14 protein-coding genes and 2 tRNA genes are annotated in these 11,429 nt (G+C 40.7%); 11 read left to right on the top strand and 5 right to left on the bottom strand.

Features of this window, described 5'->3' with window-relative positions:
• Together PSH50_RS20235 and PSH50_RS20230 are read left to right on the top strand one after the other, a co-directional pair.
• A tRNA-Gly gene (locus tag PSH50_RS20235) sits at positions 1–76 on the top strand.
• 195 nt (positions 77–271) lie between these two features.
• Positions 272–347, top strand: a tRNA-Gly gene (locus PSH50_RS20230).
• 185 nt (positions 348–532) lie between these two features.
• On the opposite strand, the gene PSH50_RS20225 is transcribed toward PSH50_RS20230, so the two are convergent.
• The 3 genes from PSH50_RS20225 to PSH50_RS20215 form a co-directional block, all read right to left on the bottom strand.
• Entirely contained in the window at positions 533–961 is a 429-nt protein-coding gene (locus PSH50_RS20225) for a secondary thiamine-phosphate synthase enzyme YjbQ (protein ID WP_024031503.1), read from the bottom strand.
• A complete protein-coding gene (locus PSH50_RS20220; protein ID WP_029773279.1) occupies positions 958–1,425 on the bottom strand; it encodes a chemotaxis protein CheX in 468 nt (155 codons plus the stop codon). Before PSH50_RS20220 ends, PSH50_RS20225 begins: the two co-directional genes overlap by 4 nt.
• Before the next feature lie 72 nt (positions 1,426–1,497).
• Positions 1,498–1,932, bottom strand: coding sequence for a transcriptional repressor (locus PSH50_RS20215; protein WP_029773280.1), 435 nt, complete (start codon positions 1,930–1,932; stop codon positions 1,498–1,500).
• A 94-nt stretch (positions 1,933–2,026) separates the two neighbouring features.
• Between PSH50_RS20215 and PSH50_RS20210 the strand changes: the two genes are divergently transcribed.
• From PSH50_RS20210 to PSH50_RS20175, 8 genes are all read left to right on the top strand, one after another.
• Positions 2,027–2,647, top strand: a complete 621-nt coding sequence (locus PSH50_RS20210; RefSeq protein ID WP_004589061.1) for a MarC family protein — start codon at positions 2,027–2,029, stop codon at positions 2,645–2,647.
• A gap of 81 nt (positions 2,648–2,728) precedes the next feature.
• Positions 2,729–3,718: a tRNA dihydrouridine(20/20a) synthase DusA gene (gene dusA, locus PSH50_RS20205; protein ID WP_096041166.1), complete on the top strand. Its 990-nt coding sequence runs from the start codon at positions 2,729–2,731 to the stop codon at positions 3,716–3,718.
• 245 nt (positions 3,719–3,963) lie between these two features.
• Positions 3,964–4,656 carry a PspA/IM30 family protein gene (locus PSH50_RS20200; protein ID WP_138577954.1) on the top strand — a complete coding sequence of 231 codons (693 nt, stop codon included), beginning with the start codon at positions 3,964–3,966 and terminating at the stop codon, positions 4,654–4,656.
• A 10-nt stretch (positions 4,657–4,666) separates the two neighbouring features.
• Positions 4,667–4,873: a PspC domain-containing protein gene (locus PSH50_RS20195; RefSeq protein ID WP_273586725.1), complete on the top strand. Its 207-nt coding sequence runs from the start codon at positions 4,667–4,669 to the stop codon at positions 4,871–4,873.
• A gap of 9 nt (positions 4,874–4,882) precedes the next feature.
• Positions 4,883–5,209: a hypothetical protein gene (locus PSH50_RS20190; protein WP_024031509.1), complete on the top strand. Its 327-nt coding sequence runs from the start codon at positions 4,883–4,885 to the stop codon at positions 5,207–5,209.
• Positions 5,210–5,288: 79 nt separating this feature from the next.
• On the top strand, positions 5,289–5,801 hold the full coding sequence (locus tag PSH50_RS20185; RefSeq protein ID WP_273586726.1) for a copper chaperone PCu(A)C: 513 nt from the start codon (positions 5,289–5,291) through the stop codon (positions 5,799–5,801).
• 8 nt (positions 5,802–5,809) lie between these two features.
• A complete protein-coding gene (locus PSH50_RS20180) occupies positions 5,810–6,796 on the top strand; it encodes a DUF2333 family protein (protein WP_273586727.1) in 987 nt (328 codons plus the stop codon).
• 3 nt (positions 6,797–6,799) lie between these two features.
• Positions 6,800–7,570, top strand: a complete 771-nt coding sequence (locus PSH50_RS20175; RefSeq protein WP_004585848.1) for a TIGR04219 family outer membrane beta-barrel protein — start codon at positions 6,800–6,802, stop codon at positions 7,568–7,570.
• A 24-nt stretch (positions 7,571–7,594) separates the two neighbouring features.
• Here the strand turns inward: PSH50_RS20175 and PSH50_RS20170 are convergent, their stop codons facing one another.
• Both PSH50_RS20170 and PSH50_RS20165 read right to left on the bottom strand, forming a co-directional pair.
• A complete protein-coding gene (locus tag PSH50_RS20170) occupies positions 7,595–8,482 on the bottom strand; it encodes a TIGR03899 family protein (RefSeq protein WP_064385742.1) in 888 nt (295 codons plus the stop codon).
• A complete protein-coding gene (locus tag PSH50_RS20165; RefSeq protein ID WP_004585850.1) occupies positions 8,451–9,032 on the bottom strand; it encodes an SRPBCC family protein in 582 nt (193 codons plus the stop codon). Before PSH50_RS20165 ends, PSH50_RS20170 begins: the two co-directional genes overlap by 32 nt.
• A 141-nt stretch (positions 9,033–9,173) precedes the next feature.
• On the opposite strand from PSH50_RS20165, the gene PSH50_RS20160 reads away from it, so the two are divergent.
• Positions 9,174–11,375: an EAL domain-containing protein gene (locus tag PSH50_RS20160; protein ID WP_273586728.1), complete on the top strand. Its 2,202-nt coding sequence runs from the start codon at positions 9,174–9,176 to the stop codon at positions 11,373–11,375.
• Positions 11,376–11,429: the final 54 nt, after the last annotated feature.

Raw genomic sequence — 11,429 nt, 5'->3', positions numbered from 1 at the left:
GCGGCACTAGCTCAGTTGGTAGAGCGCGACCTTGCCAAGGTCGAGGTCACGAGTTCGAGCCTCGTGTGCCGCTCCAATTTCTCACCAAAGAAATTGAAGTATCGAATAAAATATAAAGCGGCACTAGTTCAGTTGCCAGAATGTAGGACGCGACCTGTCGCGCACCAACGGACAAATTACTGACAATCTATAAAGCGGCACTAGTTCAGTTGCCAGAATGTAGGACGCGACCTGTCGCGCACCAACGGACAAATTACTGACAATCTATAAAGCGGCACTAGCTCAGTTGGTAGAGCGCGACCTTGCCAAGGTCGAGGTCACGAGTTCGAGCCTCGTGTGCCGCTCCAATATCTCTAAATATCCCACTAAAATAAACACTTCTTTAAAACAATATTTTGATCTGATTTATACCTACGAAAATTATTTATAAATATTAAACGCACGAGTGGCCCCATGCCGCCGCGCGATATAAAGGGTTTTAAATAATGCGAAGTGACGTGGTAAAAGCTAGGGAGGGGAGGTCAATACAAGGTTAAAAGGTTTCGCCTTGCAAGGTCGCTATAATACGTCTTGCACCGCCAGCGTCGCGATGCTCGCCTAAGTAAATACCTTGCCATGTACCTAGCGCTAAGCGCCCATTGTTTATAGGAATACTTAATTCACACCCTAACGTACTGGTTTTTATATGGGCTGGCATATCATCATCACCTTCGTAATCGTGACGATAGTAAGGTTGGCGCTCGGGAACAAAATGGTTAAAGTGGCTTTCCATATCCATGCGCACTGTAGGATCGGCGTTTTCGTTTATGGTTAAACTTGCCGATGTGTGCTGAATAAACAAATGTAATAGGCCAACTTTATAATTAGCCAGCTCGCTCAGCTGCGCGAGTATTTCATCATCAATTAAATGAAACCCTCGAGCACGCGGTTTTAAGGTTATTTGAGTTTGTTGCCAGCTCATAACTTATCAAAGCTAACTTCTATATTTGCATCGCCTGCATCACAGCTAAATGGCATGATTATTTTTTTGCCTTTACTTTTATGTGTGATGGTGTGGCCTTTACCTGCAACTACAATTGGCGTAGCCATATCAAAGTCATAGCCTTTTTCGCCGAGTAAGTTTTTAGCTCCACCGGTAACCATATTAGTAATTTCCCCAACCATATCAGTTACTTCATCGTCTATGTTGTCAGGGCGCTCACCAAGCATGCGTTCCATGATGGTCAGAGCTAAGTTTTCATCAAAGGTAATTGAAAATGAGCCACGAGTTTGCGCGCCCACCATGCCAATTAAACCAGATACATCGCCACAGGCGACTTCGTCTGTTTTAATACGCGGCTTACCTGGTTTTAACTCGGTTTGTGCCATTGTAGATAACACATTGATCAAAGAAGATAAAAATGGATTAATGAACTCAACATTCATGTTAGGTACTCTTAAAATTGGTGCTAAAGTGGCTATCTAAATATGAGTATAGCTTTAAAACAAACTTTGGGTTTAGCTTCTACAAGACTCACACTTACCGTGTGCTTCAATAGTTTGCCCTGATACAACAAAGCCGCTTTCTGCTGCTAAGTTGTTTAGCTCGTGAGAAATAACCGTAGAGTGCAGCTCTTTTACAAAGCCACAACTGTCACAAATTAATAGCTGCACAGGATGAATATGATCAAAGTGATGGCAAAGCATAAATGCATTGGTGCTTTCTATTTTGTGAATAAAGCCCAGCTCTGATAAAAAGTCTAGCGCACGGTAAATTGTTGCAGGCTTTGCGCCTGTTTCTGTTACTTTTAATTGCTCAAGTAAATCGTACGCCCCAACGCCGCCTTGGGCGCTAGCTAATAGGCGAAATACTTTTTCGCGGATAGGCGTAAAACGCGCACCACGGTTGTCACAAACTTGTTTTGCTTTACTTACGAGTGATTCTATATTCATCATTCTCTTATCCTTACGCTACCATGATATACTAACATACTGTGTTGTACTTGCAGCGTTTTTATTAAACACTTTTTATCTAGGAACCCCATTAATGCATGAACTGGTAGCTATATTTATTTTCTTTTTTGCGGTGATAGACCCTATAGGTACAGTGCCTGTATTTATTGCTGTGACACGTGGGGAAGATGAAAAGTTTAAACGAAAAGTTGTTTTTAAAGCCGTGGGTGTATCCGCTGTGGTTTTACTCTTTTTTGTTATTGCCGGTGAGCAGCTATTAAATGCAATAGAAATACCGCTGTCGGCGTTTCAAATAGCTGGGGGCATAGTCCTGCTTATTTTTGCGCTTTCAATGATTTTTGGTGAAAGTAAGCCCGAGTCTGAGATTAAAAGTGTGCGCGACAGCACAGAAACCGCTATTTTTCCGCTAGCCATCCCCTCTATAGCAAGCCCAGGCGCCATGCTTGGCGCAGTACTGATGACCCGCAACGAAGAATACACGTGGGTTGAGCAAGTTACTACATCGTCGATGATGTTGGTTGTATTAGTTGTTGTGCTTGTGCTGTTGTTACTCGCAAATCATGTGCATAAATTAATAGGCGACAGTGGCGCAAGTATTATAAGTAGAATCATGGGGTTAATTTTAAGCTCTGTGGCAGTTACAAATATACTCAACGGTATCGCGCATTATTTTGGTTTACAAATATACAGCTAACATTGATGCTAATCAGGCTTTTGTGTAAAATACAGCGCCTTTTTATGGGCGCATTTACTTATAATCCCCGAGGCTTTTACATTGCAAAAACGCACATTAGATAATCCAACGTTAAACAGACGTTTTTCTGTTGCACCCATGCTTGATTGGACTGATCGTCATTGTCGCACTTTTCATCGTAAGATGAGTAAGCACGCTGTTTTATACACTGAGATGATCACCACGGGGGCGATTTTATTTGGTCGCGGCGATTACCTACACTTTAATCAGCACGAGGGGCCGGTTGCTTTGCAGCTGGGGGGTTCTGATCCCGAGGCGCTAGCAAAGTGTGCAAAGCTTGCTGGTGAGCGCGGTTACGATGAGATTAACTTAAATGTAGGCTGCCCTTCAGATAGAGTACAAAACGGGCGCTTTGGTGCATGCCTAATGGCCGAGCCTGAGCTGGTTGCACAGTGTGTTGCGGCAATGAAAAGCGAAGTTAGTATTCCTGTTACGGTAAAAACACGCATCGGTATTGATGAGCAAGACTCGTATGAGTTTTTATGCGCATTAATTGAAGCCAGCCATAAAGTTGGCTGTGATGACTTTATTATTCATGCCCGTAAAGCGTGGTTAAATGGTTTAAGCCCTAAAGAAAATCGTGAAGTACCGCCTCTTGATTACCCACGCGTTTACCAACTAAAAAAAGACTACCCACAGCTCGATTTAAGCATTAATGGCGGCGTTAAAACAATTGAAGAAAGCCTAGCGCATTTAGCGCATATAGACGGCGTTATGATTGGTCGCGAAGCATATAGTAATCCATTTATGCTTAATGAGGTGGATGAAAAGATTTACGGTGAGGTGGCTAATACTCAGACTCGTCACGATGTGGTGCGCGCTATGTATGATTACATAGAAGAAGAAATGCGTTTAGGTGCTAACTTTTGGCATATAGCACGCCATATGCTGGGGATTTTTCAGGGGCAGCCAGGGGCGCGCGGATTTAGACGTCACCTTTCAGAAAATGGTCACGGTAAACAGGCTGATTTGTCGGTAATGGATAAAGCATTAAGTTTTGTGCCTGAGTAATACTTAAGCGCTGAGCAGTTATAAAAAAACCACTTTTTAAAGTGGTTTTTTTATAACTAAAATTTAGTCAAAAGATAAATAAATTAGTGATTTTCGCTTATTAACATTCAGTTTTTAGTCAGTTTAAAATAACTTATTAGCTGTCTAACTGATTGAATTTAAATGCTTATAAATAACTTTTTGTTACTTGGCATAACTCTTGGAATCTTGTTGTTGTTATCAATTAAAAACAACAGGACAAAACAATGAGTATATTTAATCGCGTAAATGATGTTATCCAATCCAATATTGCTGCCATGCTGGATAAAGCAGAAGATCCAGAAAAACTCCTCAACCTTATGCTAAGTGAAATGCAAGAAGCGCTTAACGAATGTAGAAGCACAGCCGCAGCCTTACTGTGCGAAGAAAAAACGCTTAAACGCCAAATTGCACAAAAACAAAAAGACTTAACTTTGTGGCAAACAAAAGCTGAGCTGGCAGTTGCTAAAAACCGTGACGATTTAGCCAAGTCTGCGTTAGTAGAAAAACAGCGAGTAGATGAGCAAATTGCAGCAAAAAACACTCAGCTAAATACTCTAAAGGAGTCGATAGAGAAAATCACGGCAGATTGTGAGCGTTTACAGCAAAAAATGGCGCAAGCTAAAAGCAAACAAGCACAATTAATAAAACGCCACGATATTGTTGCTGCACGTGAAAAAGTGAACATGCAATTACACAGCGACAACGTCGCAAATGCTTTGTCTCGCTTTGAAATGATAGAGCAAAAAGTGGAAGGCATAGAAGCACAGGTTGATGCTTATGAACTTACAAATACAGCGCAATCAACCGCTGAGCAAATTGAGTCTTTAGTTAAAAATGAAAAAATAGATGCAGAGCTGGCTCGTTTAAAAGCCAGTGTTAAGCAAAGTAATACCAATACAACTGCGCCAAGCGCTTAAGGAGTAGAGTATGAGTAACTTTAAAACACAGCGTAGTTGGTACAAAGATTCACTGAATAAAAAAATATCGGGCGTATGCAGTGGGTTAGCGCGTCGCCTTGATTTTCCAGTGTGGTCAACACGCTTAGTAACAATTTTATTATTTATAAGTTTTCCGTTTGCAGTAGCGCTTGGTTATTTGATTGCTCACTGCTGCCTTGAAGAGCGTGCGTATTAGGAGAGGGATATGAAAACCTTAGCAATATGTGTTGTCGTATATGTGTTACTTTTTACTGATACTGTGTCGCTAATACATTTTGATTCATGGCAGTTTCCACTGTGGATTGCAGATATGAGCTGGGTAGGACTGGAGCTGGCTGGTGTATTAGTCGCTATTATTGCAGTGGTAGCCGTAATGGCTTTAGTGACCATGGGGTTAATAGGCGCCGGGATTGTCGCGCTGGTTGGCACCATTTTGGCACTGTTATTTGGTTCAGTGATGATAGCCTGGCCATTATTATTTGTAGCTGTACTGTGCTGGTTGGTGCTCGATAACAAAAAAGTAACCTCTTAAGCCTTAATTTAACTGACTATTATTAGTTAACTATGTTAAATTTAAAGTGAAATTTTATGCTTTCACAAGGAATAAAGCGATGATGAAGCAGTGCTTTTTTATGGCCTCGGCGTTAATGATTAATGTGTTTTCGTCATCGGTTGCTGCACATGCTGGGCACAGCCACGATACAGACGAAGCTAAGCTTGAAGTAAGCCATGCACAAGTAAGGGCGTTTTTGCCTGGTAGTAAGTCGAGTGTTGGCTATTTAACAATTTCTAACCACGGTGGTGGTGTTGCTAAATTAACTAAAGCAACCATCGAAGGTTTAGGGCGTGTAGAAGTACATGAGCACAAACATGTCAATGGCATGATGAAAATGCAACAGGTTAAAGCCGTTACTATTAAGGGTCATGAAAGCCTAAGCTTTGAGCCTGGTGGTTACCATTTAATGGTATTTGATCCACAAGAGCCACTAAAAGTAGGGCAAGAACGTAAACTCACGCTATATTTTAGTGACGGTAACCGCTTGTTTACTAATGCCCAAGTGGTTTCGCTTGAAGCGCAAGCTGCGCATTCAAAGCCATCTAAAAAACAACACGCTCATCACTAGGAGGATAAATGTCGCAACATAAAGGAAAAATAGCTGGTGCCTTGGTGGTACTACTTATTATTTTTTACGCTATTGCAGTTTATTGGAGCATTGAGCCGGCACGTTTTAACGTAGTAACTAATGCAAAAGAAACCGCGCAAGCACGCAGCGAAAAAATGGTAACAGGCTATACAACCACCTCAACGCTTATTACCGTTGCTAGCACATTACTTGATAAGCAAGGTGGGTATTTATCAAACGATGTAATGCCGCCAAGTGTGATAATGGATGACATGCCTGCGTGGGAATATGGCGCGCTTGAAATGGTGCGTGATTTAGCGCTATCAATGCGTAAAGACTTTAGCCGTTCACAGTCGCAATCTACCGAACATGAAGCCCTTAAAAAAGCGCAGCCACAATTTAATATTAGCTCTGAGGCTTGGGCATGGCCAAGTGCCGAGGGAGAGTACCAAAAGGGAATAGACTATCTTCTTGTGTACCGCTCACAAATTGCTAACGAGCATGAGCGCGATAGCCAATTTTATTCACGTGCAGACAATCTACGTAGCTGGTTAAAAGAAGCCGAAAAGCGCTTAGGCAGTTTAAGTCAGCGTTTAAGTGCAAGTGTTGGCCAGGACAAAGTAAATACCGATTTAGCCGGTAATTCTTCAAACACGCAAGCGACCTACACACCACTTCAGCAGCAAGTAAGAACGTCGTGGTGGGAAATAGACGACGTGTTTTACGAGTCGCGCGGTGCAACGTGGGCGTTATTACACTTTTTACAAGCAGTTGAGTATGACTTTGCTGATGTATTAGAAAAGAAAAATGCGCGTGTAAGCTTACAGCAAATCATACGTGAGCTTGAGGCAACACAAGAAACCGTGTGGAGCCCAATTATATTAAACGGGAATGGTTTTGGCTTTGTGGCAAATCATTCTTTAGTTATGGCAAATTATATTTCAAGAGCCAATGCGGCTTTAATCGAACTTAGCGAACTACTAGCTCAAGGATAAAAAATGAAAAAGTATTGTTTAGCAGCTGCCCTTTCAATGGCATGTTTAGCCCCTGCAGCACAGGCAGACACTCTATTAGGTTTATATGTAGGTGTTGATGGCTGGCAGTCAGATAACGACGGTCAGTTTTCTTACAAAGATAACGCACCACAAGATTTTAATTTTGAAGACGAAACCTTTATTAGCTACTACGCGGCACTAGAGCACCCAGTGCCATTAGTTCCTAACCTAAAGCTTAAATACACTGAGCTTGAGCTTAATGGCTCAGCAACCCTTACTGATACGTTTAGCTTTAATGGCTCAGATTACGTAGTTGGTACAACTGCAAATACATTAAGTGATTTAACTCACATTGATTACATTCTTTATTACGAAATTTTTGATAACGATTTAATTTCAATTGATTTAGGTTTAAACGCAAAGCAGTTTGACGGTGACATTGTTGTAACTGGTACCACTCAACAAGGTGGCACTAACTTCTCTGAGACTAAAGATTTTTCGGGCTTTGTGCCACTTGCGTATGGCCGTGCTGAAGCAGGCTTACCATTTACGGGTTTAAGTGTGTTTTTTGAAGGCAGCTTTTTGGCTATCGACGATAGTAAAGTACAAGACTACCAAGTAGGCGTAGCGTATGAACTTATTGATAACCTAGCGGTAGATGTAGCTATTAAAGCAGGTTACCGCTCAATGACCTTAGAGCTAGATGATGTTGATGATATTAATACCGATATTGACGCATCAGGCCCATTTGCGGGTATTCAAGTTCACTTTTAATTAGTGAGCTTACAGCGTGGTGTGTTATTTATTAACATGCCACGTTAAATCAAATTCTCCCTCCAATGCATTATTAATTAATTGCTTATACACCTTATTTACAGGGTAATTTATAAGCTTAGAAAGCTCATCGCCAGTTTGGGTAAACTTGTAATAGCTTAATACTAAGTCACTGCTTTTAGCTTTTAACGTCACTTTTTGCGATAAAAACGACAGGGTGAGCTCTTGGCCTGCTTTTAATACCGCCGATTCTATTTCTTTTCTGTAGAGTAAATTAAGATCCATTAGCGTTAAAATATCAGGAAAGCTGATCCCCGTTTTTCCTAAATTAAGCGATACCTTATTGCCTTTTCGTAGTAAGTCGAAAAGCGAAGGCTTTTTATAAAACCCTAATAAAATAAAGTGACTGTCGTCTTTAGCGTTGTAGCTACTCAGCGATACACACTTTTGTAATGCATCAGCTTCGCGTTGAGTCATATGCTTGAGTGTTTGTAAGCTTTTTATAGAAAATGTACCGGGGTTGAGGGTCTCGCCAGTTAAAATTTTAGCCCACAGTGTTTGCATCGATTCATTTGAGGTGTCTTCACATAGGGCAATAAAGCGTTCTATCCAGTCGGCATCTGGTTGCTTATTGCTTGCCACATCGGGGCAAAATCCCATTGCTTTAGCTAAAATGGTTTCTATATTTTGCTGCTGTTTTATAAGCAGTAAATCTTGGCGCTTTTGGGCGCGCGCTAAAATAGGGTTATCGCTATTTATGTGATAAAGCGGGTTTAGATCGCCTTTAGAGCCGTAACTTTGATCTGTACTTGGTTGCCCAGTATTTGTGGTTATTTTTTTTACGGGGTAGCCAAGTAAAGACTCAATTATATTGGCGAGGTTAATTCTCGCTTGGGCTGATTTTACTGTCATCGTTATCCAGCTGTGTTTTTTGGTCGCGTAATTGCGCCACTGTTTGTAAGTTATTTAAGCCAAGTGACACTGTATTGCTTAATACATACTCGCTAAAAATTGATAGATAACCCGAAATTAGCGGGGTATTGGTTTGGCCATTAATATTACACGTTACATTTACCACACCTTCTACTTCGGTAAATGTAATTTCACCTTCAATAATATGCTCATTTTTTAAAAGTGCATTAAAGGTCATTTTATTTTGCGAAAGCGAAGTAATGGTCATTTCTCCATACCCCCAGTCGCTTTGCCACGATTGATGCGCGCCTATGCCGCGACTAGGTTCGCCTAAAGTAAAAGTGATAGACGGATCTACTTTCCCCCAGGGCGACCATGTATGCCAAAGGCTAAAGTCAGACACCAGCGATTTAACGGTCGCTACATTGGCATTTATTTGTATGTTTTTATTTACGCTGTAATTTTGCGGCAGGGTTAAACCAATCAAAATAGCCACTAAAACTAACAATAAGAGCGTTTTTATAAGGATTTTAAAAAATTTAATAGGCACACCTTTTACGAGTTTTTTAGTTTGAAATATAACAACTTTTTATTAATCGACTATAGTATGAATTAGCCTATAAACCAAAAATATATTTTTAGCACATAGGTATGAGCTTATATAAGTATTAAAACTGATAAAGGGTAGATAATGTCGTCAGAGCAAAGCGATTTTTTATTTTTAGCGCCAGACAGCGAAGAAGAAATAACCCAAGAATTATCTGATTTCTGGGATGTTTTGATCGTTGATGACGATCCTGAAATACATTCAGTGACTAAGCTTGCGTTATCGGGCGTAGAGTTTTGGGGGGCAGGGCTGCGTTTTCACGATGCGTACTCTGGCAGCGAAGCCATCGAAATACTCAAAAACAATAATACAATTTCCGTTATTTTTTTAGATGTAGTGATGGAGTCTGATGATGCGGGTTTGCAAGTTGTAAAACGCGTACGCGAAGAGCTTAACAATCAGCATGTGCGAATTATTTTACGAACCGGCCAAGCGGGCAACACCCCAGAAGAAAAAGTAATTCGCGAATATGACATTAACGACTATAAAACAAAAACAGAGTTAACTCGTTCTAAATTAGTAACTTCTTTAATTACCGCTATTCGCTCGTACGAGCAAGTATGCCAACTTGAGTATCAAAGTGATGCGATGAACACCATTGTTTCGGCTTCAAAGTCTATTTTAGGGCTTACCGATATTAAAGTGTTGTGCAAAGAGATTATTAAACACTTGGGCATTATTTTAGAGTGTCAACAAGTTGGGTTGGTATGCAGTAAGCTAGATGGCGATAATTTTATTCAAGTATTGGGTGGTAGTGGTCATTATGAGAGCTACTTTGGTGAAAAGCTTGCTAATGTTGATAGCGTTGCGCTTGAACAAGTAGATCAGTGTTTTGAGTCGGCTCAGCATTGCCAAACTGATTCGAGCGTAACTTTTATTGTTAAAAGTAAGCACCGCCAGGCTGCTATTTATTTAGAGTGCGAGCATAAACCGAGTGATGCGCAGCTGCAATTTGCAGAGATTTTTCTTACTAATGTGAGTGTAGCCCTTGATAACGTAAGGCTGTTTGTAAAGCTAAGAGATGCGGCCTACAAAGATGTACTGACCGGTATTTCTAATCGTACTAATTTTATTGAGCGGGTGGTGCGTTATCAAAAACCACACGTTAATGACTACGTTTTTGTATTAATTGATGTGATTGGTTTTGCAGATATTAACAATGGCTTAGGACAAGAAATTGGCAATCATTTGTTAATTGAGATTGTAAAGCGGCTTAAAGATGCTTACCCAGACGCAAAGTTATTGTCGCGTATTGGCGCAGATGTATTTGGCTTTATTATTCGCCAAACGGAGTTTGACCTTGAACAATTTAACGACGTGCTAAGTGTGCCTTTTAGTGCTGGCGAGCATATTTTGCCTGTCGATTTTAGAATTGGTTTATGTCAGCAGCAAGACTTTCAAAGTACTGGGTTAGATACACTAAAAGTTGCCTATATTGCATTAAACCAAGCTAAAAAGCTTAAATGCAAAGAGGGTATTTACTACGATATTGATATGCAAGACAAAATGGCTTGGCGCTTAGGTATTATTAGGCAGTTACGTCATGACTTTGCTCGGCAAAAGCTCCAAGTGTGGTATCAGCCTCAGCTTTCACTCGATGATTTGTCTTTGATTGGCTGTGAAGCATTGCTGCGCTGGCCATCAGAAGATGGCTCGTTTATATCTCCTGCGGTGTTTGTGCCTTTAGCAGAGGATGCCGGTTTAATTGTTGATATTGGCCAATGGGTTTTAGAACAAGCTTGCCAACAGCAAAAACGCTTAGAGGCACTCGGTGAAGAAATTTGCATTGCTGTAAATGTATCTGTGCCGCAATTTAAGGTTAAAGGCTACGCTACAACAGTAAAAAACACCTTACAAAAGTACGATGTTAAACCCTGCAATATAGAGTTAGAAGTGACTGAAAGCGTGGTAATGGATGAATTAGAAACCGTGATCAATACCCTAAAAGAGTTAAAAGAATTAGGCGTAGAAGTGGCGATTGATGATTTTGGAACGGGCTTTTCTTCGTTAAGTTACTTACAAAGTTTACCGCTTGATAGGCTTAAAATAGACCGCGCATTTGTAAAAGATTTACCCGATAACGATACCGGTGCTATTGCTGCTTTAGTGGTGTCGCTTGGTGCCAAACTAGGATTAAAAACAATTGCTGAAGGTGTAGAAACACAGCAGCAGGCAGAGTTTTTGAAAAACTTAGGGTGTGATGAAGTACAAGGTTTTATGTACGCTAAGCCAATGCCTGAGCATGAACTTTTAGAGTTTATTAAAGAGCGAAATAAAAAAACTTAATATCAACAGACTTTACAGTAGGCGCGATATCTCTAGGTAATGTTGTATAAATAA

The sequence above is a fragment of the Pseudoalteromonas sp. Angola-7 genome, assembly GCF_028599255.1.
GTDB classification, from domain to species: Bacteria; Pseudomonadota; Gammaproteobacteria; order Enterobacterales; family Alteromonadaceae; genus Pseudoalteromonas; species Pseudoalteromonas atlantica.
Note: the sequence above shows the minus strand (reverse complement) of the source record. Positions and strands in the feature narration are given on the sequence as shown.